This is a genomic window from Marinobacterium nitratireducens (assembly GCF_014645375.1).
Classification (GTDB): domain Bacteria; phylum Pseudomonadota; class Gammaproteobacteria; order Pseudomonadales; family Balneatricaceae; genus Marinobacterium_A; species Marinobacterium_A nitratireducens.
The window spans coordinates 263,978-289,011 of the sequence record NZ_BMLT01000005.1 but is presented as its reverse complement, the minus strand read 5'-3'; the positions used below and the strand labels follow the sequence as shown (position 1 = coordinate 289,011).

At 64.9% G+C, this 25,034-nt stretch carries 21 protein-coding genes; 13 read left to right on the top strand and 8 right to left on the bottom strand.

What is annotated here, in order from left to right; all coding sequences use genetic code 11:
- Positions 1–151 precede the first annotated feature (151 nt).
- Together IEX85_RS11660 and IEX85_RS11655 are read left to right on the top strand one after the other, a co-directional pair.
- Positions 152–1,630 carry a SulP family inorganic anion transporter gene (locus IEX85_RS11660; protein WP_188860765.1) on the top strand — a complete coding sequence of 493 codons (1,479 nt, stop codon included), beginning with the start codon at positions 152–154 and terminating at the stop codon, positions 1,628–1,630.
- A 102-nt stretch (positions 1,631–1,732) separates the two neighbouring features.
- Positions 1,733–2,584: a universal stress protein gene (locus tag IEX85_RS11655; RefSeq protein ID WP_188860764.1), complete on the top strand. Its 852-nt coding sequence runs from the start codon at positions 1,733–1,735 to the stop codon at positions 2,582–2,584.
- A 202-nt stretch (positions 2,585–2,786) separates the two neighbouring features.
- Here the strand turns inward: IEX85_RS11655 and IEX85_RS11650 are convergent, their stop codons facing one another.
- The 4 genes from IEX85_RS11650 to IEX85_RS11635 all read right to left on the bottom strand — a co-directional run bounded on the left by IEX85_RS11650 (position 2,787) and on the right by IEX85_RS11635 (position 6,292).
- Entirely contained in the window at positions 2,787–3,962 is a 1,176-nt protein-coding gene (locus IEX85_RS11650; RefSeq protein WP_188860763.1) for a vWA domain-containing protein, read from the bottom strand.
- Positions 3,962–4,807, bottom strand: a complete 846-nt coding sequence (locus IEX85_RS11645) for an AAA family ATPase (protein ID WP_188860762.1) — start codon at positions 4,805–4,807, stop codon at positions 3,962–3,964. The genes IEX85_RS11650 and IEX85_RS11645 overlap by 1 nt, the downstream gene beginning before the upstream one ends.
- 108 nt (positions 4,808–4,915) lie before the next feature.
- Entirely contained in the window at positions 4,916–5,518 is a 603-nt protein-coding gene (locus IEX85_RS11640) for a cysteine dioxygenase family protein (protein WP_188860761.1), read from the bottom strand.
- Between the two features lie 108 nt (positions 5,519–5,626).
- Positions 5,627–6,292, bottom strand: a complete 666-nt coding sequence (locus IEX85_RS11635; protein WP_188860760.1) for a dioxygenase family protein — start codon at positions 6,290–6,292, stop codon at positions 5,627–5,629.
- Between the two features lie 441 nt (positions 6,293–6,733).
- Between IEX85_RS11635 and IEX85_RS11630 the strand changes: the two genes are divergently transcribed.
- The 7 genes from IEX85_RS11630 (at position 6,734) to IEX85_RS11600 (ending at position 16,373) form a co-directional block, all read left to right on the top strand.
- Positions 6,734–7,399, top strand: coding sequence for an ABC transporter ATP-binding protein (locus IEX85_RS11630; RefSeq protein ID WP_188860759.1), 666 nt, complete (start codon positions 6,734–6,736; stop codon positions 7,397–7,399).
- Complete coding sequence (locus tag IEX85_RS11625) at positions 7,390–9,705, top strand: FtsX-like permease family protein (RefSeq protein WP_188860758.1); 2,316 nt, start codon at positions 7,390–7,392, stop codon at positions 9,703–9,705. The genes IEX85_RS11630 and IEX85_RS11625 overlap by 10 nt, the downstream gene beginning before the upstream one ends.
- Positions 9,698–10,858, top strand: a complete 1,161-nt coding sequence (locus IEX85_RS11620; protein ID WP_229721890.1) for a lipocalin-like domain-containing protein — start codon at positions 9,698–9,700, stop codon at positions 10,856–10,858. The genes IEX85_RS11625 and IEX85_RS11620 overlap by 8 nt, the downstream gene beginning before the upstream one ends.
- A 73-nt stretch (positions 10,859–10,931) precedes the next feature.
- Positions 10,932–12,662 carry an ABC transporter transmembrane domain-containing protein gene (locus IEX85_RS11615; RefSeq protein WP_188860757.1) on the top strand — a complete coding sequence of 577 codons (1,731 nt, stop codon included), beginning with the start codon at positions 10,932–10,934 and terminating at the stop codon, positions 12,660–12,662.
- Entirely contained in the window at positions 12,652–14,436 is a 1,785-nt protein-coding gene (locus IEX85_RS11610; protein WP_188860756.1) for an ABC transporter ATP-binding protein, read from the top strand. The genes IEX85_RS11615 and IEX85_RS11610 overlap by 11 nt, the downstream gene beginning before the upstream one ends.
- 118 nt (positions 14,437–14,554) lie before the next feature.
- Entirely contained in the window at positions 14,555–14,848 is a 294-nt protein-coding gene (locus tag IEX85_RS11605; protein WP_188860755.1) for a hypothetical protein, read from the top strand.
- 172 nt (positions 14,849–15,020) lie between these two features.
- Positions 15,021–16,373 (top strand): DegQ family serine endoprotease, encoded by a 1,353-nt coding sequence (locus tag IEX85_RS11600; RefSeq protein WP_188860754.1) that lies wholly within the window; start codon positions 15,021–15,023, stop codon positions 16,371–16,373.
- A 219-nt stretch (positions 16,374–16,592) separates the two neighbouring features.
- On the opposite strand, the gene IEX85_RS11595 is transcribed toward IEX85_RS11600, so the two are convergent.
- Entirely contained in the window at positions 16,593–18,860 is a 2,268-nt protein-coding gene (locus IEX85_RS11595) for a fatty acid cis/trans isomerase (protein WP_229721889.1), read from the bottom strand.
- A 168-nt stretch (positions 18,861–19,028) separates the two neighbouring features.
- Here IEX85_RS11595 and IEX85_RS11590 point away from each other — a divergent pair, with 168 nt between their 5' ends.
- From IEX85_RS11590 to IEX85_RS11580, 3 genes are all read left to right on the top strand, one after another.
- Positions 19,029–19,487 carry a DUF4149 domain-containing protein gene (locus tag IEX85_RS11590; protein ID WP_188860753.1) on the top strand — a complete coding sequence of 153 codons (459 nt, stop codon included), beginning with the start codon at positions 19,029–19,031 and terminating at the stop codon, positions 19,485–19,487.
- A gap of 66 nt (positions 19,488–19,553) precedes the next feature.
- A complete protein-coding gene (locus IEX85_RS11585) occupies positions 19,554–20,069 on the top strand; it encodes a cyclic nucleotide-binding domain-containing protein (protein ID WP_188860752.1) in 516 nt (171 codons plus the stop codon).
- A 68-nt stretch (positions 20,070–20,137) separates the two neighbouring features.
- Positions 20,138–21,961 carry an ABCB family ABC transporter ATP-binding protein/permease gene (locus tag IEX85_RS11580; RefSeq protein WP_188860751.1) on the top strand — a complete coding sequence of 608 codons (1,824 nt, stop codon included), beginning with the start codon at positions 20,138–20,140 and terminating at the stop codon, positions 21,959–21,961.
- Between the two features lie 169 nt (positions 21,962–22,130).
- On the opposite strand, the gene IEX85_RS11575 is transcribed toward IEX85_RS11580, so the two are convergent.
- Entirely contained in the window at positions 22,131–22,418 is a 288-nt protein-coding gene (locus tag IEX85_RS11575) for an encapsulin-associated ferritin-like protein (protein WP_188860750.1), read from the bottom strand.
- A 140-nt stretch (positions 22,419–22,558) separates the two neighbouring features.
- Between IEX85_RS11575 and IEX85_RS11570 the strand changes: the two genes are divergently transcribed.
- Positions 22,559–24,052, top strand: a complete 1,494-nt coding sequence (locus tag IEX85_RS11570; RefSeq protein WP_188860749.1) for a pyridoxal-phosphate dependent enzyme — start codon at positions 22,559–22,561, stop codon at positions 24,050–24,052.
- A gap of 270 nt (positions 24,053–24,322) precedes the next feature.
- On the opposite strand, the gene IEX85_RS11565 is transcribed toward IEX85_RS11570, so the two are convergent.
- Positions 24,323–24,622 (bottom strand): HlyU family transcriptional regulator, encoded by a 300-nt coding sequence (locus IEX85_RS11565; RefSeq protein WP_188860748.1) that lies wholly within the window; start codon positions 24,620–24,622, stop codon positions 24,323–24,325.
- Positions 24,623–24,701: 79 nt separating this feature from the next.
- The gene (locus tag IEX85_RS11560; RefSeq protein ID WP_188860747.1) at positions 24,702–24,923 is read right to left on the bottom strand and encodes an acetyltransferase; all 222 of its coding nucleotides are present in this window, start codon (positions 24,921–24,923) and stop codon (positions 24,702–24,704) included.
- Between the last annotated feature and the right edge of the window lie 111 nt (positions 24,924–25,034).

Sequence of the window (25,034 nt, the reverse complement as noted above, 5' to 3'; positions counted from 1 at the left end):
TGGACACCGCGCTGTCGCCTGCCGGCGGCGCGGTTACGCCGTATTAGGGGCCGGATGCAATATATCATGACCGGGCAACCTTCGCCGCGGCCCGCGGATGCCTGGCCGGGCCTTGCAGTGGCCCCGAACCTGACGACCCAACGGACTCCAGATGATTGATTCGATAAAACGCCAGTGGTTTTCCAATACCCGCGGCGACCTGCTTTCCGGCGCCGTGGTGGCGCTGGCCCTGATCCCGGAGGCGATTGCCTTCTCGATTATCGCCGGCGTCGACCCCAAGGTCGGCCTCTATGCCTCGTTCTGTATCGCGGTGATCATCGCCTTCACCGGCGGCCGTCCCGGTATGATCTCGGCGGCCACCGGCGCCATGGCGCTGCTGATGGTCACCCTGGTCAAGGATCACGGCCTGCAGTACCTGCTGGCGGCGACGCTGCTGACCGGGGTGTTCCAGATCATCGCCGGCTATCTCAGGCTAGGGAGTCTGATGCGCTTCGTCTCGCGCTCGGTGGTGACCGGCTTCGTCAATGCCCTGGCGATCCTGATCTTCATGGCGCAGCTGCCGGAGCTCACCGGCGTGACCTGGCACGTCTATGCCATGACGGCCGCAGGCCTTGGCATCATCTACCTGTTCCCGTATATCACCAAGGCCGTGCCGTCGCCGCTGGTCTGCATTCTGCTGCTGACGGTGGTGTCGATGGTACTGGGTCTGGACATCCGCACCGTCGGCGATATGGGCGAGCTGCCCGATACCCTGCCGATCTTCCTCTGGCCCGAGGTGCCGCTGAACCTGGAAACGCTCTGGATCATCCTGCCCTATTCGCTGTCGCTGGCGGCGGTAGGCCTGCTGGAGTCGCTGATGACCGCGACCATCGTCGATGACCTTACCGATACCGCCAGTGACAAGAACCGCGAGTGCAAGGGGCAGGGTATCGCCAATATCGGCGCCGGCCTGCTCGGCGGCATGGCGGGTTGCGCCATGATCGGCCAGTCGGTGATCAACGTGAAGTCCGGCGGCCGTACCCGTCTGTCGACACTGACCGCCGGTGTGCTGCTGCTGATTCTGGTGGTGTTCCTCGACGAGTGGGTGGCGCAGATTCCGATGGCGGCGCTGGTCGCGGTGATGATCATGGTATCGATCGGTACTTTCAGCTGGGATTCGCTGCGTAACCTCAAGAAGCACCCGCTGTCGACCAATATCGTCATGGTCGCCACCGTGGTGGTGGTGGTGGCGACCCACAACCTGGCCTACGGCGTCTTCGTCGGCGTGCTGCTGGCGGCGATGTTCTTCGCCAACAAGGTCGGCCATTTCATGCGTATCGACGCCAGCATCGATAGCGACGGCCGGGTGCGTGAGTACCGGGTTGCCGGCCAGGTGTTCTTCGCCTCGGCGGATAAGTTCATCGCGGCCTTTGACTTCAAGGAAGTGGTCGATAAAGTGGTGATAGACCTGACGCAGGCGCACTTCTGGGATATCACCGCGGTATCGTCGCTGGACAAGGTGGTGATCAAGTTCCGCCGCGAGGGTACCGAGGTGGAGGTCTTCGGGCTCAACGAGGCCAGCGCGACCATCGTCGACCGCTTTGGCGTCTACGACAAGCCGGAAGGTGCGGCGGATCTGATCGGGCATTGAAATCCGGTTAGCAGCGGACAGAATACAGTTAACAGAAGAGCCTGAAGCTCAGCGCTTGCCACTTGCGGGCCGGGGCTCACCGCTCGAGATAGAGGGATCGCGATGAAGCAAGTACTGGCCTGTATCGGTGCCACCCAGTCATCCGCGGCGGTATGCGATTGCGCCGCCTGGGCAAGTCGTCGACTGGAGGTGCCGCTGACGCTGCTGCATGTACTCGATCGCAGCGAGTATCCGACCGAACTGGACCTGAGCGGCAATATTGGCCTGGGCAGCCGGGAGCACCTGCTGGAGGAGCTGGCGTCGCTCGACGAGAAGCGCGGCAAGGTCGCCATCGAGGCCGGTCGCGCGATGCTGGATGCCGCCGCAGAGCGGGTGCAGTCCGCCGGCGGCGAGGCGCCCGCGCTGCTGCAGCGTCACGGCGATCTGGCCGAGACCCTGGCCGGGCTGGAACAGGATATCCGCCTGCTGGTCATTGGCCTGCACCGTACCCAGGTACACAGTCCCGGCATGCCGGTCGGCGGTCACGTCGAGAATGTGGTCCGGACCATGCACAGACCCATCCTGGTGATCCCCGGCGAGTTCAGCGCGCCGAAGAGCCTGATGCTGGCGTTCGACGGCAGCGAAACCACCCGCAAGGGGGCGCAGATGCTGGCTGACAGTCCACTGTTCCTCGGCCTGCCGCTGCATCTTGTCATGGTCGGGCAGGGCAACGCCGAACGTCAGGCGGCACTGGTGGAAGCGCGCAGCAGCCTCGAGAAGTCCGGGCACCATGTCGAGGTGGCGACGCTCGAGGGCGAGGTGGAGCCGGCCCTGCACGCCTACCAGCAGGAGAACGGCGTCGATCTGCTGGTCATGGGCGCCTACGGCCACTCCCGCATCCGCCAGCTGCTGGTGGGCAGCACCACCCGCAATATGCTCAACAACACCGCCAGCCCGGTGCTGCTGCTGCGCTGACAGCTTGCCGCTTCGCCGGCCTTTGCAGGTTGGGTCTAGGCCCGAAGGGCCGTAACCCAACATGCGCGAGTATCCGCCTTCCGCTGCCAGCTGTGCCGGGGTGATGGTTTACACGGCGCCTTTCGCGCAGAGCGCCCGCAGATCCGCTGCGATGCGCCGTTGCACTGCTCCTACTTTACGAGAGACCCCGCATTCGCGAATGCTACCGTGACAGTTCCCGAATACCCCGTTCGATGCCGTCCAGCGTCAGCGGATACATGCGGTCCTCGAACTGCTGGCGGATCATCTGGGTGCTGCGGGTGTAATCCCAGGCGCGGGTCGGCATCGGGTTGAGCCAGATGCAGCGCTGCCAGGTATCGAGGATGCGCTTGAGCCAGAGCTGGCCCGGTTCCTCGTTCATATGCTCGACGCTGCCGAAGCGTTCGCTGAGCTCGTAGGGCGACATCGCCGCATCGCCGACGAAGATCACCCGGTAGTCCGAGCCGTAGGTGTGCAGCACGTCCAGGGTCGGAATGCGCTCATCGAAACGGCGGCGGTTGTCGCGCCAGAGGCCTTCGTAGACGCAGTTGTGGAAGTAGTAGTACTCCAGATGCTTGAACTCGCTGCGCGCCGCCGAAAACAGCTCCTCGCAGGTGCGGATGTGCGGGTCCATCGAACCGCCGACGTCGAGGAACAGCAGAACCTTGACGGCGTTATGCCGCTCCGGCACCAGCTTCAGATCCAGGAGGCCTGCATTGCGCGCGGTGGAGCGAATGGTGTCGTCGAGATCGAGCTGATCGGCAGCGCCCGAGCGGGCGAACTTGCGCAGCTTGCGCAGCGCCACCTTGATGTTGCGTGTGCCGAGCTCGACGCTGTCGTCGAGATTGCGGAACTGACGCTGTTCCCAGACCTTGACCGCGCGCTTGTGCCGGCTCGGGCCGCCGATGCGGACGCCCTCGGGGTTGTAGCCGCTGTGGCCGAACGGCGAGGTGCCGCCGGTGCCGATCCACTTGTTGCCGCCGGCGTGGCGCTCGTCCTGTTCCTCGAGGCGCTGGCGCAGCGTTTCGAGCAGCTTGTCGAGGCCGCCCAGTGCCTCGATCTGCGCCTTGTCCTCGTCGGACAGCTGACGCAGAAAGTCGGCTTCGAGCCAGTGCTCGGGAATCAGCGCGTCGCGCAGGTCCGCCGATGCCGGCAGGCCGGCGAAATACTCGCCGAAGGCGCGGTCGAAGCGGTCGTAGTGACGCTCGTCCTTCACCAGCAGCGTGCGCGAGAGCCGGTAGAACTCGTCGGCATCGCAGAATGCCAGCCGTTCCTCGAGCGCCCCCAGCAGATCCAGCAGCTCCCTGAGGGTCACCGGAACCTGCGCGCGGCGCAGGCTCGAGAAGAAGTCGACCAGCATCAGCGTGACTCGCGACGCGCCAGGAAGGCCAGGCGCTGCAGCATGTGCACGTCCTGCTCGTTCTTGAGCAGGGCGCCGTACAGCGGCGGCATGGCGCTGCTCGGGTCCTGCTGCGCCAGCACTGCCGGGTCGATGCGGTCCGCCAGCAGCAGCTTGAGCCAGTCGATCAGCTCAGAGGTGGAGGGCTTCTTCTTCAGCTGGGAGACGTCTCGCAACTGGAAGAAGATTTCCAGCGCCTCGTGCACCAGCCGGCGCTCGATATCGGGGAAGTGAACGGCCACGATCTGCTGCATCGTCTCCCGGTCCGGGAAGGCGATGTAGTGGAAGAAGCAACGGCGCAGGAAAGCATCCGGCAGCTCCTTTTCGTTGTTGCTGGTGATGATCACCACCGGTCGCTGCTTGGCCTGGATACGCTCGCCGGTTTCGTAAACGTCGAACTCCATCTTGTCGAGTTCGGTGAGCAGGTCGTTGGGGAATTCGATGTCGGCCTTGTCGATCTCGTCGATCAGCAGCACCGACCGCTGCTCCGACTCGAACGCCTGCCACAGCATGCCCTTGCGGATGTAGTTGCCGATGTCGTGGACGCGTTCGTCACCCAGCTGGGAGTCGCGCAGGCGTGAAACGGCATCGTACTCGTACAGACCCTGCTGCGCCTTGGTGGTCGACTTGACGTGCCAGCGCAGCAGCGGCATGCCCAGCGCATCGGCGACCTCTTCGGCCAGCAGCGTCTTGCCGGTGCCCGGTTCACCCTTGATCAGCAGCGGGCGCTGCAGCGTGACCGCTGCGTTGACCGCCATCTTCAGATCGTCGGTGGCGACGTAGCGCTCGGTTCCTTCAAACCTCATCTGTAAATCCTCGCTCGATTCAGGCGGCCGGCTTGCAACCGGCGCAAAGCTTCGAGTCTAGCAGCGTCGGGGCGGCGGCTGAATGGCGAGAGCGGACAGAGGCTTGACTCAAGGGGTCAACTCATCGGAGCGATGCCATAGATTCGGCAGTTCGTCGTTGGAGTAACCGGAGATGAAGCGCTTCTGTTCGCCGCTGGCGCTATCGTAGCTGTGACGGCTGACGGCGCCGATGTTGGCGCCGTAGACATGGATGCTGACGGTCGGTGCGTCCGGCAGGGCGTTGGAGACGCGATGGATGTCGCCGATGCGCGGTGAAACCAGATCGATGCTGCCCGAATGCAGTTCGTGGCTGCCCAGCGCCAGCAACTTGCCGGTCTGCGGGTCCGGTGCGAACTCCTCGCAGCGTTCAACACCCCGCAGCACCCCGATCATGCCCCAGACCGTGTGATCATGTATCGGCGTGCTCTGGCCCGGGCCCCAGACGAAGCTGACCACGGAGAAGCGCTCCAGCGCGTCGCAGTGCAGCAGGTACTGGCGGTAGCTGCCCGAATCCGGCCGGCTGAAGGCCTCCGGCAGCCAGTCGTCGTGGCGGATCAGATCGGCCAGCAGCGCCTCGCCCGAGTCGAGCATCCGCGCCTCGTCGTCGCCGTATTCGTCGATCAGGGCGGTGAAGGCCTGGATAAAGTCGCGCAGGCGGGAAATATTCGACATGCCTATCTCCTCGAATCAGTGTGGCGATCGAAAGCGGTGTTCTATCGCAAGCGTAACAGAGGGCGAGGGGTTGTGCCTGATGCAGATCATCTCCGTGGGTCGAACGTCTCAGCCTGCGGGCGTGAGCCCGAGCACGATATCGAAGCGGGCGTTCTGCTCCAGCGGGCTTTCCGGCCTGGGCACGAAGTCCGTCAGCACCGTTTCTCGCAGTGCCGCCGGTATCCGGGTGAAAAGACCGTCGCGCAGGTTCTGCGCTTCGCCGCGAATGTAGCACTGGGTCGTGAAGCGTGGCTGGCCGGGCCGGGACACGGCCACATGAATATGGGGCGTGCGGCCCGGATAGGGAACCGGCCTCAGGGTCCGGAAGTAGTACTTGCCGTCGCTGCCGGTCTCGAAGCGGCCATAGCCCTGAAAGTGGCTGTCACGGCGCGCATGGCCGAAGCTGCCGCTGTGCAGGTAGACGCCTTTGCTGTCCACCTGCCAGATCTCGACCAGCGCGCCGTGCAGGGGGCGTCCGCGCAGATCCAGTATGCGGCCGTGAAGATGCACCGCAATACCGTCCGCCGGCGTCAGGCTGTCGTCGACGATCAGCAGGTCGTTATCGCGATCGATCGGCAGCCGGTCCGGGTAGAAGGGGCCTTCCGTCTGGCGCACCGTTGCCGTCAACTGCTCGGCGAAGGCTCCGGGCAGCCAGAGACTCTGAGCGCCCAGGCAGGCCACGCCGGTGCCGAGGCTCTGCAGAAACCGCCGCCGAGTTTGCGATTGCCTGTTCATCGCACGTCTCCCAAGTTAGCTAGCTATATTAGCTTACACCGTATACTGGTGAGTGGTGAGTGCTGAGTGCTGAGTGGTGAGTGGTGAGTGGTGAGGCGTGAGGCGTGAGGCGTGTGGTTGGTACCCGGGTTATCGGAACTCCGGATTGGAGGAAGGGTTTAGCGATGCATCGCAGGGGGATCTATGTCTGCAGCAAAGTACAGGCATCGCGTAACCACCAGGGAGGGTGGAAATCCTGTAAACGCAGGAGCGGTTTTCAGGGAAACCGTCATATCGATCGCCGTACAGATCGATTGGCTTCAGCTGGCAGTTGGTAGGATGGGGACGGCGATGCACCACAGATGATTTTAGATCTTCTGCCTAAAGGGTATCGAGTAACCCATCAAACCAGCCGGCACTTCGTTACAGATGCCCACTAGGGCAACGACAGGACCAGGGACAATGAGCGATCGGTTGATAGAGGCGCGCAATCTCTGCAAAAGCTACCGCAACGGCCGCGAAACGGTCGCGGTGCTGCACAATCTGTCGCTCGAACTCGAGCCTGGCGAAACCGTTGCGGTGACGGGGCCCTCGGGATGCGGCAAGAGCACGCTGCTGAACCTGCTCAACGGCCTGTCGCGGCCGGATGCCGGCGTGCTCGAGGTTTTCGGCAGCACCCCGGCCGACGATGACGCCTGGGCGGCGTTGCGACGAAGCCGCATCGCGACCCTGTTTCAGGACGGCAACCTGATTCCGACACTGACGGTGGCGCGCAATCTGGCGTTTCGGGCAGGTCTCGCCGGACGATCGGCCGACGGCGCTGCAGCGTTGCTCGAAGCGCTCGATATCGCTGCGGTGGCCGAGCGCTATCCCGACCAGCTTTCCGGGGGCCAGCGCCAGCGTGCCGCGCTGGCCTGCGCCTTTGCCATCGAGCCGCGCCTGATGCTCGCCGACGAACCCACCGGCAGTCTGGACGAGGCCACCGCCTCCCGGGTGATGCCGCTGTTCGTCGAGGCGGTGCGCCAGCGTGGGCTGACCGCGCTGATCGTAACCCATAACCCCGAGCTTGCCGGGCGCTGCGACCGGGTCCTGCGCCTGCATGAGGGCGGGCTGGTGCCATGTCCGTAGCGCTGGTCTTTTTCAGCCACTACCGGCGCCATCCCGGCCAGCTGGCGGCGTTGTTGCTGATACTGGCGTGCGCGGCGGCGCTCTGGAGTGGCGTGCAGGCGTTGACCGGCGGGGCGCGGGAGGCGGTGGCCGGGGCCAGCGAGGCTTTGCAGCCGCGGTTCGCGATCGAGCGCAACGACGGGCAGGCGGTGACGGTGGCCGATTTTGCCCACTTGCGCCGCGCCGGGGCCTGCGTGACGCCGCAGCTGGAACTGCGTATCGGTGCCGATGCGCCGCGACTGCTCGGCATCGATCCGTTCAGCGCCGCTTGCCTCGGCGATGCCGGCAGCGGCGCAGCGCAGTTGCCGCTGTTGCTAGACGCGCTGGATAGGCCTCTGGTGCTGGGGCGAGCCGGGGATCTGGCGCACTGGCGCCGGCTGCGCCCGCAACCGGACTTCGAGGGCCAGGTCGTGGCGCAGCTGCCGGCAGGTCTGCTGCTTGCCGATATCGCCGTCGTCGAGCACTTGAGCGGTGCGCAGGAGACCCGGCTCGAGCTGTTGTCGGACGCCGACGGCAGCGCGGCACTGCCGGCCGGTTATCGGCGGCATCTGGTCGATTACGGCGTCGAGTCCGACCCGCTGGTGGATGCTTTTCTGCTCAGTCTCGACGCACTGGCGCTGCTGGCGCTGCTGGTGGCGGCCCTGCTGCTGCGCAGCGTCTACCGCCTGGCGCTGGTGCAGCGCCGGCGCACGCTGGACATCCTGCACCGCGTTGGCGTGACGCGTCGACGCCTGCATCTTTGCCTGGGTCTCGAAGTACTGCTGCTGGTGCTGATCGGCGGCCTGGCGGGCAGCGGCGGCGGCCTGCTGCTGGCCAGGCTGCTGAGCGACGGCTTCGAGGCCACCCTGGACGGGCTCTACGATGTCGGAACCATGGCCGGGCCTGCGGCCTTTATCGATGTCGGACCAGGCGCGCTGCTGCTTCTGCTGTCGCTGACAGCCTGGTCGGCGCTCGATCTGTGGCGTCGCCCGGGTGCCGGCAAAGGAGGCGGGCGCCGGCGTCTGGCCCCGGTAGTGGCCCTGCTGCTGCTGGCAGGCGCTGTGCTGCTGACGGCGAAAAGCCTCGGCGTTATCTACGCCGCCAGTGCCGCGACCCTGCTGGCGGCGGGCCTGCTGATGCCGCCTTTGCTGGCGTGGCTGCTGGAGCCCCGGACCGGGTCGGGTGCGGGCTCGCTTTGGGAGTGGTCGCGTTCGGAAATGGCCGCGCTGAGCCGGTTGCTGAGCCTGCCACTGGTGGCACTGGCGTTTGCCGTCGCCGCTTCGGTCGCGGTGCAGGCGATGGTCGCCAGCTTCGAGTCCACCTTCGAGCGCTGGCTGGAACAGCGCCTGCAGGGCGATCTGTACCTCGATCCGGGACGGCCTTTGCCGGCCGCTGACGACTGGCGCGCCCGGCTTGAAGCGCTGCCCGGTGTCGCCGGGGTACTGCCGATGGTGCGGGGGCAGGGACTGTTGAACGACAGGCCCGTGGATATTCTCGGGGTCGATCCGGGCTCGCCTTTGCTGGGCGGCTGGCGCTTTCTGGCCGGTGATCCGGCACCCTGGCAGATGCTTGACGACGATGCCGTGCTGATCAACGAGCAGCTGGCGCGCCGTCGCGCTCTGGCGCCGGGCGAGCGCGTCGAGCTGCGCCTTGGCGAGCAGCTGCTGCAGCGGTGGGTCCTGGCCGTTTATGCCGATTATGGCCGTCCGGAAGCTGAGGTGCTGTTGCCGCTCGAGGCGTTGCCCGCCGATCTGCCGCGCCGCTACGCAAGCTTCGTGCTGCAACTCGACGGCGCCGACTGGTCGGACTGGTCCCGACGTTATGACTGGCTGGCGGACAGCCGCCTGCGGGACCAGCAGAGCCTGAAGGCCGCGGCGCGGGCCGCCTTTGACCGTACCTTCCGGCTTACGCGCACGCTGGAGCACCTTACCCTGGCTCTGGCCGGACTTGCCCTGGCGCTGATGGCGCTGGCGATGCTGCGTTTGCGGCGCGGTGTCTACAGCCTGCTGTTCGCCTGGGGGCTGCCGCGCAACGAGCTGCGCCGGATCCTGGTGCTGCAGGCAATGCTGGTGACCGGCCTGCTCGGTTTGCTGGCGATACCGCTGGGGCTGTTCCTCGGCTGGGTGCTGGTGGCGAAGATCAACCCGGCGGCGTTCGGCTGGTCGCTGCCGCTGGGTCTCTATCCCGGATTCTGGTTGCAGGTCTGGCTGCTGTGCCTGCTGATCGGCGCGCTCGCCGGCCTGGTACAGGGCGATCCGGTCAGGCTGGAGTCACTGAAAAATGAATAACTCGTGGGCGCGACGGTCCTGGTTGCAGCCGGCTTTGCGCATGGCGCCAGGCTGGCTTGAGCGGCTGGCGCCGGGGCCATTGCGCCGCCTGCGGATCCTGCTAGGGTGCCTGCTCGCGTTACTGCTGGCCGGGTGCGGTGACCACGAAGGCCGGGACGAGGCGGTGGCGACGCTGAGCGGGCAGGGGGAGGGCTTTGCGCAGGCGGTCCCCGGCATGGAAATCGGGTTGCCCCGGGATCTCGGCCCGCACCGGCGCTTTCGCCTGGAATGGTGGTACCTGACCGCCAACCTGCGCACGGACGACGATCAGCCGGTGGGCGTGCAGTGGACGCTGTTCCGTCTCGGGCTGCGGCCTGGCCCCAACGCTGACCGGGCGCCCGGCTGGCGTCGCGACGAGGTCTGGCTGGCGCACGCGGCCCTGAGTCGCCCCGACGATCATCGCTTTGCCTCGCGCAGCGCCCGCGGCGGCGCGGGGCAGGCCGGCGCCCGGGCGCAGCCCTTCCATGCCTGGCTCGACGACTGGGAAATGGCTCAGCAGCCGGACGGCCGCTGGAGACTGGCGGTTCGGGCGGACGACTTCGCTTACCGGCTCGACCTGCAGCCCGTGCTGCCGGTGGTGCTGCACGGCGACAACGGCTTCAGCGCCAAATCCGCCGACGGTGGCGGTTCGATGTACTTCAGCTATCCATCTATCGCCATTGACGGCAGCGTCGAGATCGATGGCCGACACCAGGGCGTGTCGGGTCAGGGCTGGTTCGATCGCGAGTGGAGCAGCCAGTATCTGTTGCCCGAACAGCAGGGCTGGGACTGGCTGGCGCTGCATCTCGATGACGGGCGCCACCTGATGCTGTTTCGCATCCGCGGCGACGATGACTACCATACCGCGACCCTGGTCGAGGCCGACGGGCGATACCGGGTACTGGCTGACGGGGATTACCAACTGACGCCGACCGGACACCGCGACAGCCGCTTCGGTCGGGTGCCGGTGGCGTGGCGACTGCTGATGCCGCAGGCGGGACTGGATCTCGATATCGCCGCCTGGCCGGGCGACTACTGGAACAGCGGTCGGCTTCGATACTGGGAGGGGCCGGTAACGGTCGGCGGCAGTCACGCAGGCGAAGGCTATCTGGAGATGACCGGCTATGGGGAGTGACTGACGGTTTACGACCGAAGGCCGCTTCGGGTTATGCTTTGCATCCGACTGGTCCGGCTGTATCAGGGATACGATGGCACTTTTCGTCAAACTGGGATGGTTTTTCCGCGAACACCGGCGTACCTATCTGCTGGCGCTGCTGATGCTGGCGGGTGTTGCCGTGCTCAACATGGCCGTCCCCTGGCTGGTTGGTCGCGCCATCGATGCGCTGGTGGCCGGTAACGGTAAAGCCGGTCTGCAGCTGCTGGCATTGCTGGCCCTGGGAGTGGCGCTCTACGGCCTGCGTTTCGGCTGGCGCCTGGTGCTGTTCGGCACGTCCTACCGGCTGGGCAACCTGCTGCGTCTGCGCCTGTTCCAGCGCCTGACCCGGCAGGGGCAGGCGTTCTACACCGTTCACAACACCGGCGATCTGATGGCGCGGGCCACCAACGATATCGACGCCGTCGAACTTGCCGCCGGCGAAGGCGTGTTGTCCGGCTTCGACGGCGCGCTCACGCTGGTGCTGGTGTTGCTGATGATGCTGGTGGTGATCGACTGGCGCCTGACGCTGGTGGCGCTGCTGCCCTTTCCGCTGATGGCGTTCGGCTTCTACCGTATCTCCAGCGCGGTACACCATCAGTTTCAGCGTGCGCTGGAGCAGTTTTCCCGCCTCAACGACCGCACCCAGGAAGCGCTGTCCGGTATCCGGCTGGTCAAGGCGATGGGGCGCGAAAGGGCCGAGGATCTGGCCTTTGCCGCCATTGCCCAGGACGCGGCGGACACCAACTACAGGGTTGCCCGCAGCGAGGCGCTGTACGAGCCGGTCATTTTCCTCTGCATGGCGGCGGCGCTCGCGCTCAGCGTCGGCTACGGCGCCTGGCTGATTCTGCAGCAGTCGCTGACGGTGGGGGCGCTGGCCAGTTTCATCCTCTACCTGGGTCAGCTGATCTGGCCGATGTTTGCTTTTGGCTGGCTGCTGAACATCGTCGAGCGCGGCAGTGCCGGTTTCGACCGTATCGAGCAGCTGCTCAAGACGCCCGACAGCATTGACGACAGCGGGGTGCGCATGCCCGACGGCGCCGATATCGTCGTTCAGGGGCTCGGCTTCACTTATCCCGGGAGTCGCTCGCCCGCGCTGCAGTCGATCGACTTCAGCCTGCCGGCCGGCGGTGTGCTCGGCATTGCCGGCCCCACCGGCGCCGGCAAAAGCACCCTGCTGCAGCTGCTGATGCGCTACTGGGAGCGCAGCGACGGCGAGATCCGCTTCGGCGGCCAGCCGCTGCCAGCCCTCAGCCTTTCGGCGCTGCGCCGCGGCTTCGCCTACGTGCCCCAGGACGCCTTTCTGTTCAGCCTCAGCATCGGCGACAATATCGCGCTTGGCCGTCCGGGTGCCAGCGCGCAGGCGATCGAAAACGCGGCCCGACTGGCGTCGGTACATGAGGATATCGTCGCATTGGCGCAGGGTTATGACACCCTTGTCGGCGAGCGCGGCCTGACCCTTTCCGGCGGTCAGCGCCAGCGTCTGGCGATCGCGCGGGCGCTGCTCAGCGATGCGCCGGTGCTGGTGCTGGACGACGCTCTCTCGGCGGTCGATGTCCAGACGGAACAGCGCATCCTGGCGGCCCTGCGCCACGAACGCCACGGCAGAAGCTGCATCATCGTCAGCCACAGGCTGTCGGCGCTGCAGCATGCCGACGAGATACTGGTCCTGTCCCACGGCCATCTGCAGGAACGTGGCGATCATGCCGCGCTGATGGCGCGCGACGGCTGGTACGGCCGCATGTACCGCTATCAGAAGCTGGAGGCGAGTCTCGATGCGTTCTGACAGCTCAGTGCAGGCGAAAGAGCGGCGCGGCGCGCTGCGCCTGCTCGGCGGTTACGTACTGCGCGATCGCGGCCTGCTGACCCGGGCGTTGTTGCTGTTGCTGCTGGCGACCGCCGCCGATGTCACGGGCCCTGTGCTGATCAAGATCTTCATCGACGATCACCTGCTGGCCGGCGACTTCGCACCGGGGGCGCTGGCGCTGCTCGGCGGCACCTATCTGCTGACGCAAACGGCCGCGGCCTGGCTGCGTTACCGCCAGACCCTGCGTTTTTCCGAGATGGCCCTCGGCGCCGTGCTGGATATTCGCAAGCGTGTGTTCGCCCGGGTGCTGCGCCTGCCGCTGGCATTCTACGATCGCGCCATCACCGGTCAACTGGTGAGCCGGATCACCAACGATACCGAGGCGATCAAGGATCTCTACGTGCAGTTTCTGTCGGTGGTGCTGACCAACCTGGTGCTGCTGCTCGGCATCATCGTGGCGATGGCGCTGCTCGATCTGCAGCTGATGCTGATTGCCCTGTTGCTGGTGCCGAGCGTGGTCGGCGTGATCTATCTCTATCAGCGTCTGAGCGGCGCCGCGGTCAGCGAAACGCGGCAGCTGCGTTCCGACATCAACGCCTCGATATCGGAGTCCATTGGCGGCATGCCGGTGATCCAGGCATGCAATCGCCAGCAGGGTTTCATCGACCGCTTCGACGGGCTCAACGTTGACTATTATCGCGCGCGAATGCGCAGTGTGCGCGCCGGCGCCATGCTCCTGCGCCCTGCCATCGACCTGCTCAGCGTACTGGTGCTGACCGCGGTGGTCTGGGGGTTCGGGCTGCAGGTGCAGGCGGGGTTTGCCGAGGTCGGAGTGCTGTACGCCTTTCTCAACTATCTCAGTCGATTCACCGAGCCGCTGGCCGAGATTACCCAGCGCTTCAATCTTTACCAGCAGGCGATGGTCGCCGGTGCCCGGGTACAGCAGCTGCTGCAGGAGTCCGAGGAAACCTGGTCCGGAGCCGAGGCGAGGGTCGAGCGCGGGGCGGTGTGCTTCAGCGCGGTGGACTTCCACTATGATCCGGGCAAACCGGTGCTCCGCCAGCTCGAGTTCGAGGTGCCTGCGGGCGGTTTCTACGCCGTGGTCGGCCATACCGGCAGCGGTAAGAGCACGCTGCTCAATCTGCTGCTGAATTTCTATCAACCGGTGGCGGGGGAGGTCCGCATCGACGGCAGACCCCTGCCGGCGTTCAGTCAGGCCGCGTTGCGTGCCGGGATCGGGCTGATCCCGCAGGAGCCCTTCGTGCTGGCGGCCACGGTGCGCGACAACATCGACATGGGGCGGGGGCTGCCGATGGCCGCTATCGAGCAGGCCTCGATGCGGGCGCACCTGCATCCGGTGGTCGCGGCGCTGCCGCAGGGTTACGATACCGAACTCGGTGAACGAGGCACCCGGCTCTCGACCGGGCAGCGACAGCAGTTGATCATTGCCCGCGCGCTGGCGGGCTCGCCGCGAATCCTGCTGCTCGACGAGGCAACCTCCAGCGTCGACAGCGAAACCGAGCAGGTGGTGCAGCAGGCGCTGGCGGAGCTGCACGGCGAGGTGACGCTGATCGTGGTGGCGCACCGGCTTTCCACGGTGCGTCAGGCCGACCGCATTGTGGTGATGTCCCACGGCGAGTTCGTCGAGGCCGGCAGCCATGATGAGCTGATGCGCATCCCCGGGGGACTTTACGCGTCCATGTACCGGCTGCAGTTGCAGGCGCATCGGATCGAAGCGCTGGAAAGGCCTTAATTTTGCGATCGGTATCGAACTTATCGCCGGTCGGGCACTCTACAGTTTCCGGAATCATTGCTACCAACGGACCTGCGACGACGCCGGTCTGCAACTGCTGCAGGGAGCTGCAACAACAGTGAAAGCGCTGCTCTACAGTCTGACATTGCTGCTGTTCTCGCTGGGTGTCGAGGCGGCGGACCGCTCGCAACTGGCGACGGCGGTGCAGTCGGTTGGCGTCGAGTCGCTGGTGCTGCATTCGGCTCCGGAACCGGCCGCCTGTTGCGGTCTGGACAACAGCGTCCTGCCCGTTGCGGTCTCGGGTGTGGCCACCGGCTACCGGCTGCTGCCCGAATCCCTGCCGCCGTTTTTCGCTCCCTCCGCAAGCAAGACCCGCAGCTCCATTCGCGCGCCTCCCGCCGCACTCTCCTGAATCAGGGTTCTCCATCATCGATGTACCGTGAATTTTCCATATCAGGAGACGGCGTCCTCGCGCGCGCGGCGTTGTCGGGAGCAGAGCATGATTACCTCGACACTCGTTCGCTTTCGCGGAATCACCGCAGGTCGGGCGCGACTGACCGACTGATGCTACAGGAGAAAAGGATATGACACGAAAAATCCGTTATCTGATGGTTTTGCTGCTCTGCACCCTTTCGCTAGGCGCCAGTGCGGCGCTGCCGATGAGCGACCCTGCGGGCAGGGAGCTGCCGTCGCTGGCGCCGATGCTGGAGGAGGTCAATCCGGCTGTCGTCAATATCGCCACCTACGCCAGGCATGAGCGCGAGCAGAATCCGCTGCTCAACGATCCCTTCTTCCGTCGCTTCTTCAATATTCCGGACGAGCAGGCCCGTCCCCGTCAGGAGCGCCGCCAGGCCAGCGCCGGATCCGGCGTCATTGTCGACGCCGGCGACGGCATCATCGTGACCAACTTCCACGTCATCAAGGGCGCCGACGAGATCCAGGTGTCACTGATCGACGGCCGTACCTTCGAAGCCGAGCTGGTCGGTGCCGACCCCGAGGTCGATATCGCGGTCCTCAGCATCGAGGCGGATGACCTGTCCGAGGTCGCGCTTGCCGATTCCGACAGCCTGCGCGTCGGCGACTTCGTTGTCGCCATCGGCAACCCCTTCGGCCTCGGTCAGACCATCACCACGGGCGTGGTCAGCGCGCTGGGCCGCACCGGTCTCGGCATTGAAGGCTACGAGGACTTCATTCAGACCGACGCGTCGATCAACCCGGGCAATTCCGGAGGCGCCCTGGTGAATCTGCACGGCGAGCTGGTGGGCATCAACACCGCCATCATTGCCCCGGGCGGCGGTAACGTCGGCATCGGTTTCGCGATTCCGGTCAATATGGCCCGTGCCAGTCTCGAACAGATCGTCGAGCACGGCGAAGTGAAACGCGGCCAGATCGGCGTTGCCATCCAGGACATGAACCCGGCGCTGCGCAAGGCCTTCAAGCTGGATAACGGTCAGCACGGGGTGCTGGTCACCGACGTCAAGAAAGACTCGGAGGCCGAAAAGGCCGGCATCGAGTCCGGCGATCTGATCACCGCGGTCAATGGCCGTGCCACCCCGACCACCGGAGAGCTGCGCAACAGCATTGCCTTCAGCGACATCGGCGAAACCGTCACCCTGACCGTGCTGCGGGACGGCAAAGAACAGGAGATCAAGGTCAAGGTCGGTGAGCCGATGACGCTGGCTGGCAGTGAGATACATCCGCTGCTCAAGGGCGTAGAGCTCGCGCCAAGCCCGGACGGCGGCGTCAAGATCACCGGCATGGAGCGCTCCTCGGGTGCCGCGGCAAGCGGTCTGCGTCCGGGCGACGTGTTGCTGAGTGTCAATCGTATCGAGGTGTCGACGGTCGAGGAGGTCGAGCAGGCGCTGGCGAAGGACAAGGACCAGGTGCTGCTGCAGGTTCAGCGCGGTCGCGGGGTCTTTTTCCTGGTGCTGCGCTGATTGCCAACGGCCGGCAGTGCCGGCCCTGATCCCCAGCCCAGCCTGTTGTCGGGAATGCAACCCAGGGTGTGAATTCGCAGGAGCCGCGTACCCAAACTTACGGGCACTTCCCCGCGGCGAAGCTTTTGGCCAAGGCGGCTATTCGCGGCGAGGCGCCGCTCCTGCGAGTCCTCGGCGCTTTGCCTTGGCGGCCTCGATACGGTCTTTCAACAGCCGGTCTCAGCGGTTTTCCAGCCGGCTGTAATCGAGTATGCCGGCCTCCAGCGGTTGTATCCGCTGGTAGTCCAGCAGCAGCTTGTCGCTGTATTCCCAGAAATCGCCGGCGGTGCGGCGGATGCCGTACCGGTCGAGCATCTTGCGGTAGGCGCGCTCCGAGTCCACCCGGGCCAGGCGCTCGACAAAGTCCTCCACATCCCCGGCTTCGACGCGCAGGAACTGGTTCGGGTAGGCTCCCAGCACGCCGGTGGCAAGCAGCAGGCTGTCCTCTTCGGGCAGGCGCCGGTCCTGCTCGTGAAACAGCTCCGAGACATTGCTGTGGGCACTGTTGCGCAGCAGCGTGAAATACCAGCGTTGACCGTCGTCGCCATCGACCCGAATCAGCGAGATTTCCGGCAACAGCGCAAGCCCCGCGCCCTGCAGCGACTGCAGCCGCACGAGTGTCCTGACAACCCCTGGCGGCGCGCTGCTGTCTTTGGGCCTGGCCCCGGCCGGTTGCAGGTCTGCAAAGTGCTGGCGCAGCATGTCGTAGAGCTCCGGCAACGGCGCTGAACTGCTGAACTCGATCGCCGAGTCGCCGTTGTAGAGCAGCTTCCGGTCGAACAGGTAGCCCTTGATATGGGACAGGTAGTCACGCACGTGTTCGCCGGCGTCGCGGTACCAGTGGTCCCGTACCGCTTCTCGGGCGCTGCGGGGCAGCAGGGTGAGAAAGTTGAACTCCGACTCCATGCGCAGAAAGTCCATGTAGATCCGGCTGCTGAGCTGGTGTCCCACGTTGCCGTAGACATCGAAGCCGGCTACCAGCAGGTAGTGAATGCGCTCCAGGGTCGGATAGCCGATCAGCCAGGCGGTCTGAGGCTTCTCGCCGAGCAGGCCGCGAACCACGGTGGCGCTGTCGAAATGACGGAATACCGTCAGGCTGGCGTTGCTGTTGTCGCCGTCGCCATCCCACAGGTAGTCAAGCGACGGTGGCACGCGGCGCGCAAAGCGTTCGACGGCGTGGCGCTTGGCGTCCAGATAGTCGGCCTCTTTTTCGGCATATCGCAGCCAGTTGAGCAGGCCGGCGCTGCTTTCGGCGGGCAGTCGCAGCTTGTCCCGCTGTTCGGCGAGAAAGCGCGCCTCGCCTTCGGCCTGCAGCAGCTCCGGGTCGACAAAGAACACCCAGAAATAGTCGTTGATCACGTTAAGCGCCACCTGACCCCGGCAGACCGGGCTCTTGATAAAGCCACGAATGGTGAATCCGGCCTCGTCGAGCATAAAGCGGTATCGGCTGCTGACCGGCAATGCCTCGAAGGTGACGAAGGGATTGGCGGCGCTTTCGGGATCGTAGCCGGGCAGCCTGTCGACGCTGTAATCCGGGGCGAGAAACAGCTGTTGCCAGCGCTGCAGGCGCCGCGGATTCAGCGCGTAGGGTAGACGGGTTTTGGCCAGGCCCGCATCCTGCAGCGGTATCAGCCGGTAGTAGACGCGCTCCGTGCCGGGCGGGTCGTAGGGACGGCGGCTGGCGATCGCCACGACCGGCTGCCCCGGTGGTGTATTGGAGCGGACCAGCCGGAAGAAGGTGGGCGCGGCGTCGCCCCTGCCGACGGCGTCGAAATGCAGACTGGCGGTGAACAGGTGCTCGTAGATGTAGCGGCTCATCAGCCTTGCCTTGTTCGACGGCTGGTTGAGAAACGCCTCCCAGTCGGCAATGGCGGCGCTGTAAGGCGCCACTGGCCAGCTTTTCGCCCGCCCGGGGGCGCCGGCTTCGAGCCAGCTCAGCAGAGCTTGCTGTTCCTGCGCAGGCAGTGCCGGCAGGCCGTAGGGCATCCCCCAGAGCGGATGCTCGTCGGCATAGTCGTCGAAATCCCCGGGCGCCGGGCAGCTCTGATCGCGGTTGAGCCTGAGATCGAAACCGTCGGGCAGCCGAGGACCCGCTGGCAGCGGGTGCAGCTGCTTGAGCTTGAGCAGCTGCAGCATCAGGCTGCTGTCGCGGGTGTCACCCAATACCGGGTGAAAGCCCTTTTCGCGCCAGGCCCCGGCGCCCTCGGCATCTTCCAGCCGGGTCAGGGGCGCGGCCAGCAGCCGGGTGACGTCGTAGATTCGGTCAGGGTTGGCGCCGCGTACCAGGCCCTCCCAGGTATTGAGCTTGAGCTGGCAGGGCGCATCGTAACAGCCGTGGCAGACCACACAGCGCCGCTCGAGAATGGGGGCAATCTCCTCGAGGTAGTCCGGCGTGGCTGCACGCAGCAGCGGTGAAAGTGACATCCAGAGCAGAAATGCCAGTCCCATCGCAAGCCTGTATCTTGGGTCGAGGCCGTGCTGCGTTATCATCAAGGGCATCCAGTGGAAGGGCGGGGGGAGCCCGGTAAACGGGCATCTCTGCAGCATAGTCCCGATTGGCCGAAGCTTCATTCTGTGCTTCCATGGCTGACACCACATACAACACAGGGACGCTCGATGCCTTACGCTATCACCTTGCACCTGCTCGCCGCCGTGATCTGGGTTGGCGGCATGTTTCTCGCTTATGTCTGCCTGCGCCCGGTGGCGGCGTCGATCTTGGAGCCGCCGCAGCGTCTGCGGCTCTGGGCGGCGCTGTTCGGCCGCTTTTTCCGCTGGGTCTGGGCCTGCGTGCTGGTGCTGATCATCACCGGGCACTGGATGATCGCGCTCTACGGCGGTTTCGCCGCCGTGGGACTGCATGTGCACCTGATGCTGGTCAGCGGATACCTGATGATGGCGCTGTTCGCCCATCTCTACTTCGCGCCCTTCCGGCGCCTGCAGCAGGCGGTCGACGGTGCCGACTGGCCCGGCGCCGGTCAGCAGCTGAACCAGATCCGCCGCATTGTCGGTATCAACCTGGTGCTCGGGTTGCTGACGGTCGCCAACGCGGTCGGCGGGCGTCTACTGTACGGCTGATATACTGTCTGGATCAAGGTCGCAACCGTGCGGCCGTTCCTGACCCAAACGCGCGCAGGCCCTTATATGAAGTCGGTGGACGGCGAGTCGCTTCTGCAAGCCTGGGGCCCCGAATTCTTTCGGGAGCTCTCCACATTCGGAGCCCTGTCGGACCGGGTGGTTCGGCGGCTGCTGTGCGAGGGCAGCATTTTCGAACTCGATGCCGGAGAGGTCGTCTACCGTGCCGGCGAGCGTACCGACTCCTTCTATGTGGTGTTGCGCGGCGCCATGAATCTGTATGTCAGCACGGACCATCTTCACGTGCTGACGCGGCAGCACCTGCGTGGCGAGGAATTCGGTTTCGTGCCCATGATCGCCCTGCACGATCGCACCGCGACTGCGGTATCGGCGCAGGCGGGCACGCTGGTGGTGAAAGTGACCGCCGGCCAGTTCCACGAGCTGCACCTCAGCGAACCGGATGACTTCGGTCTGCTGCTGCTCAACCTTGCGCGCGAGATGGCGCGGGCTGTCGGTGTCCTCAGCCAGTCCATACTCAAGCTCAGCGAGCAGGCGACAACGGGGCGGCCGCCGGCGGCTCCCTGAGCGGGCGGGTCGCACGGTTCACAGCCTTGGCGTAAAGTGTTGGGCAACTCAGTCCCGGAATCCTGCCGATGCGCCGCCGTTCCTCCTATCATCCCGACGATGACGATGTCCGCTTCAATCTGCAGACACTCAGGTCGCTGATTCCCTACCTGCTCGAATACCGCCTCCGGATCGGCCTGGCGCTGGCATGCCTGGTCGCGGCCAAATGCGCCAGTGTGGGAATGCCCTTTATCCTCAAGCACGCGGTCGACGCGCTCGACGCCCAGCAGGGTGCGTTGGTGGCGCTGCCGCTGGGGCTGTTGCTGGCGTACGGCGCGGTGCGTTTTGCCAACGTGCTGTTCGGCGAGATCCGCGACACCCTGTTCGGGCGCGTCACCGAGCGGGCGATGCGTCGCATCGGCCTTAGGGTGTTCCGCCACCTGCACGACCTGGAACTGGATTTTCACCTCAATCGCAGTACCGGTGGCCTGTCCCGCGATATCGAGCGCGGCGTATCGGGAGTCAGTTTCCTGATGCGCTTCATGGTGTTCAACATCGTGCCGACGCTGTTCGAGATTGCGCTGGTGGTGGGATTGCTGCTGGCGAACTATTCGGCCTGGTTCGCGCTGATCACGCTGGTGGCGGTGATCGTCTATGTCGCCTATTCGGTCGTCGCCACCGACTGGCGTACCGGCTACGTGCGCGCAGCGAACCGCGCCGATTCCGAAAGCAACTCCCGCGCCATCGACAGTCTGCTGAATTACGAAACCGTGAAGTACTTCACCAATGAAAGCTACGAGGCGCAGCGGTACGACCGCGACCTGGCTGCCTGGGAGCAGGCACGGCGCAAGAACCGGCTGACGCTGTTTGCGCTCAATGGCGGTCAGGCGCTGATCATCGCGCTGGCGATGACCTCGATGATGGTGCTGGCGGGGCGCAACGTCGTCGCCGGCAACATGACGCTGGGGGATTTCGTGCTGATCAATGCTTTCATGATGCAGTTGTTCATGCCGCTCAACTTTCTCGGTTTCGTCTATCGCGAGATGAAAGGATCGCTGGCCAATATCGAGCGCATGTTCGCGTTGCTGCGGCGCGAGCCCCGCATCCGGGATGGCGCCGGCGCGCAGGCGCTTCGCGTCGCAGACGGACGGATCGAATTTCGCGATGTGGATTTCGCCTACCGGCCCGAGCGGCAGATCCTCGACGGCGTCAGCTTCGAGGTACGACCGCGGCAGAAGGTGGCGGTGGTGGGCGCCAGCGGTTCCGGCAAGTCGACCCTGGTGAAACTGCTGTTCCGCTTTTACGATATCGATGGCGGCACCATTCTGATTGACGGCCAGGATATCCGCTCTGTGACGCAGGATTCGTTGCGCCGGGCGATCGGCATCGTGCCGCAGGATACGGTGCTGTTCAACGCCTCGATCTACGACAACATTTGCTACGGCCGCATCGACGCGACGCCGGCTGAGGTGGACGAAGCGATCCGACTGGCGCATCTGGACGATTTCATCGCCCGGCTGCCGGACGGCCACGGAACACTGGTGGGTGAACGCGGCCTCAAGCTCAGCGGCGGTGAGAAGCAGCGTGTCGCCATTGCCCGTACCATTCTCAAGCGCCCGCCGATTCTGGTATTCGACGAGGCCACCTCGTCACTGGACAGCCGTTCCGAGCGCAGTATCCTGAGGGCGATTCGCGAAGTATCGCGCGGCCAGACCAGTCTGGTGATCGCGCACCGGCTGTCGACCATCGTCGACGCCGATCATATTCTGGTGATGCAGGACGGGCGCCTGGTGGAGCAGGGCAGTCATGCCGAACTGCTTGGCCACGACGGCACCTACGCGCACCTCTGGCGGATCCAGCAGCAGCAGCGGGAAGCGGCGAGCCGGCACCCGCAGGCGGCAAGCGAAACCTAGGATGGGTCAAGCGATGCGACCCTGGTCCTTCCCCTCTTGCGCCGCCGCCCGGGCATCGCGGCCCCATCATATCGATCGCCGTACAGATCGATTGTCGTCGGCCGGCACGGGTGTTGGGTTACGCGCCTTCGGCGCTAGACCCAACCTTGTGGAAGTTTTGGCACCGCCTTCAATCATGTGCGATGGGCTTTTCGGTAAAGATGTAGTCGCGCAGTTCGGCGTCGAGGGTGGGATCGCGGCGTCGGATCCACTCCAGCACCATTGCCGCGTGCTCCTTCTCCTCGTCGCGGTTGTGCTTGAGAATGGCGCGAAGCTCGTCGTCCTTGCAGGCATCCACGCGCTGGTTGTACCAGTCGACCGCCTCCAGTTCCTCCATCAGCGAGGTAATGGCGCGGTGCATGTCGCGGGTTTCGTCGGACAGTTCGTTGATGGGCTCATGGTAGCCTTCGTTGGCCATGCCTGTACTCCTGTGGTTGTCGCTTGGATCAAATGTCTTCAACGGTCAGAAATAGAGTGTAGACGAGGCTGGTCCCGGACATCCGGATTTTGCCGTTTCGGCTATGCTAAGAGAAAGTCGATGGCACCTGGAGACAACTCATGGGCCGGCGATACGACAGCATACTGGAGACCGTCGGGCGAACGCCGGTGGTGCGGATCAACCGACTGGGTCCTGAGGGCGTAAATCTTTACGTCAAGCTCGAAGCGTTCAACCCGATGGGCTCGGTCAAGGACCGCCTGGCGCTTGGTGTTATCGAGGATGCCGAGCGCCGCGGTGCGTTGCGGCCCGGGCAGACGGTGGTCGAGGCGACGAGCGGCAACACCGGCATCGGCCTGGCGATGGTCTGCGCCTGCAAGGGTTACCCGCTGGTGGTGACCATGGCCGAGAACTTCAGCGTCGAACGCCGGCGCATGATGCGCTTTCTCGGCGCTCGGGTGGTGCTGACGCCCGCGGCGGAAAAGGGCAGCGGCATGCTGGCCAAAGCGGTCGAGCTGGCCGAAAAGCACGGCTGGTTCCTGTGCCGGCAGTTCGAAAACGAGGCCAACGCCGATTTCCATTCCCGCACCACGGCGGTCGAAATATTGGAGGATTTCGCCGACACCCGGCTCGATTACTGGGTCACCGGATTCGGTACCGGCGGCACGCTCAAGGGCGTGGCGCGTGTGCTGCGCGAACGCAGCCCCGCTACCCGCGTGGTGGTGTGCGAGCCCGACAACTCGCCTTTGCTTGGCAGTGGCGTCGCTCAGGCGCGCACCGACGACGGGGCTCCGGCGGCGAGCCATCCGGGGTTCCGCCCCCATCTTATGCAGGGCTGGACGCCGGATTTCATTTCCCGGCTGACCGAGGACGCAGTCGCGTCCGGCTATGTCGATCAGGTGATGCCGATAGCCGGGAACGACGCGCTGCGCCTGTCGCGGGAGCTTGCACGTCAGGAGGGGATATTCTGCGGCATTACCGCCGGTGCGACGCTCGCAGGTGGGCTCGAACTTGCCCGCAGCTGTAACCCGGGTAGCCATATTCTCTGCATGTTGCCGGATACCGGCGAGCGTTATCTCAGCACGCCGCTGTTTGCCGATATCGAAACCGAGATGACCGAGGAGGAGCTGGAGATCTCCCGCTCGACACCGGGTTTCCGTTTCGACCGTTCAAGCGCGCCGCCACCGGCGGCAAAGGCGACGACGGTGGCGCCAAGCGCCGATGCGCAGGCGTTCGTCGACGAGGTGCTGAACGATCCGAACCGACCGGTGGTGATGTTCGCGCTCGAATGGTGCGAGTTCTGCTGGTCGCTGCGCAAACTGTTCGCGCGCTGCGGTATCGACTATCGTTCCGTCGATCTCGACAGCACCGAGTACCAGGCCGATAACCGCGGCGGCGCCATCCGCGCGGCGCTGAACGACCGTACCGGTTGCGTCACGATACCGCAGGTGTTCGTGGCCGGGGAGTTCGTCGGCGGCTGTACCGAGGTGTTCGACGAATTTCGCAGTGGTGAACTGCAGCAGCGCCTGGCGCGCGCCGGCGTGGATTTCGACCGGAACCTGGAGCTGGATCCCTACTCGTTGCTGCCGACCTGGCTGCATCCGCGCGATTCGTAGGTTGGGTCTAGCGGCGCAGCGACTGCAATGGACTGCAGAAATGCCGGCATTGCAGGAGCAAATGCCGTCCGCGTAACCCAACATGCGTGATGGATCCACCATACGCTGCGGGCAGTGCCGGGGTGATGGGTTGCGCTGCGCTCCACCGCATCCTACAAAAGCGTGATACCACAAGCTCTCGTAGGTTGGGTCCAGCGGCGCAGCGACTGCAATGGACTGCAGAAATGCCGGCATTGCAGGAGCAAATGCCAGTGAACCCAACACACCTGACTACGGTCTTCCGAAGATATCGTCGCCCTGCTGATCGATCGTTTGTTTCGCTTTCTGCAACGTGAGTTCGTCGCACATCTCGCGGCTCGGGAGCTGGTCTGCACGGAAGAAGAGGTGCTCGCGGGTCTCGCCGTCGATTTCCTTGCGAATCACTCCACCGACGCCGAACTGGCCGTCCAGCGGTCGTGCCTTCAGGTAGATCCGATACCCCTTGTACTCGATCGCGTCGCCAAGGCTTTCTTCCCCGGCGCCCTCATCGGTGCCACCCAGCAGTTTTTTCAATATGGATCCCAGGCCCACGGCGTTCTCCTTAGCTCTGATCAAGGCCAGACCCTAGCCCGAGATGGAAAGGCTGGCAAGTGGGCACTGACTGTTCCTCTCAGCGCCTGAGTTCGGCATCCCGATAATGGTCGTCGGTCCAGCAGCGGGGCAGGGCTTCGCCCGAGAGGAAGATCAGGTCCTGCTTGTCGAAATCTTCGGGCTCCTGGGCTTCCTCGCCATGGTTGTAACGGCCGTTCACGGTCGACTGGAAGGGGTTGAACAGGTCCTGCAGCGACAGGACCTCGATCAGGTGGCCACTGGATTTTTCTTTCAGGAACATGGGTATCCTCCGGGAGGGCGGTCTCGGCACGGTGCAATACAAGGATAGATGATGTTGCCGCAGGCTGCCCTGCATCCGGAAACCCTTCACCATCCTGCGAATTCTGCAACC

Excerpts from the sequence above, each read along its gene's own strand:
- IEX85_RS11620 (WP_229721890.1), top strand. The coding sequence starts at position 9,698 with ATGAATAACTCGTGGGCGCGACGGTCCTGGTTGCAGCCGGCTTTGCGC.
- IEX85_RS11615 (WP_188860757.1), top strand. The coding sequence starts at position 10,932 with ATGGCACTTTTCGTCAAACTGGGATGGTTTTTCCGCGAACACCGGCGT.
- IEX85_RS11640 (WP_188860761.1), bottom strand. The coding sequence starts at position 5,518 with ATGTCGAATATTTCCCGCCTGCGCGACTTTATCCAGGCCTTCACCGCC.
- IEX85_RS11650 (WP_188860763.1), bottom strand. The coding sequence starts at position 3,962 with ATGCTGGTCGACTTCTTCTCGAGCCTGCGCCGCGCGCAGGTTCCGGTG.
- IEX85_RS11590 (WP_188860753.1), top strand. The coding sequence starts at position 19,029 with ATGCCTTACGCTATCACCTTGCACCTGCTCGCCGCCGTGATCTGGGTT.
- IEX85_RS11660 (WP_188860765.1), top strand. The coding sequence starts at position 152 with ATGATTGATTCGATAAAACGCCAGTGGTTTTCCAATACCCGCGGCGAC.
- IEX85_RS11600 (WP_188860754.1), top strand. The coding sequence starts at position 15,021 with ATGACACGAAAAATCCGTTATCTGATGGTTTTGCTGCTCTGCACCCTT.
- IEX85_RS11645 (WP_188860762.1), bottom strand. The coding sequence starts at position 4,807 with ATGAGGTTTGAAGGAACCGAGCGCTACGTCGCCACCGACGATCTGAAG.
- IEX85_RS11585 (WP_188860752.1), top strand. The coding sequence starts at position 19,554 with ATGAAGTCGGTGGACGGCGAGTCGCTTCTGCAAGCCTGGGGCCCCGAA.
- IEX85_RS11655 (WP_188860764.1), top strand. The coding sequence starts at position 1,733 with ATGAAGCAAGTACTGGCCTGTATCGGTGCCACCCAGTCATCCGCGGCG.
- IEX85_RS11595 (WP_229721889.1), bottom strand. The coding sequence starts at position 18,860 with ATGGGACTGGCATTTCTGCTCTGGATGTCACTTTCACCGCTGCTGCGT.
- IEX85_RS11580 (WP_188860751.1), top strand. The coding sequence starts at position 20,138 with ATGCGCCGCCGTTCCTCCTATCATCCCGACGATGACGATGTCCGCTTC.
- IEX85_RS11630 (WP_188860759.1), top strand. The coding sequence starts at position 6,734 with ATGAGCGATCGGTTGATAGAGGCGCGCAATCTCTGCAAAAGCTACCGC.
- IEX85_RS11575 (WP_188860750.1), bottom strand. The coding sequence starts at position 22,418 with ATGGCCAACGAAGGCTACCATGAGCCCATCAACGAACTGTCCGACGAA.
- IEX85_RS11610 (WP_188860756.1), top strand. The coding sequence starts at position 12,652 with ATGCGTTCTGACAGCTCAGTGCAGGCGAAAGAGCGGCGCGGCGCGCTG.
- IEX85_RS11560 (WP_188860747.1), bottom strand. The coding sequence starts at position 24,923 with ATGTTCCTGAAAGAAAAATCCAGTGGCCACCTGATCGAGGTCCTGTCG.
- IEX85_RS11570 (WP_188860749.1), top strand. The coding sequence starts at position 22,559 with ATGGGCCGGCGATACGACAGCATACTGGAGACCGTCGGGCGAACGCCG.
- IEX85_RS11635 (WP_188860760.1), bottom strand. The coding sequence starts at position 6,292 with ATGAACAGGCAATCGCAAACTCGGCGGCGGTTTCTGCAGAGCCTCGGC.
- IEX85_RS11625 (WP_188860758.1), top strand. The coding sequence starts at position 7,390 with ATGTCCGTAGCGCTGGTCTTTTTCAGCCACTACCGGCGCCATCCCGGC.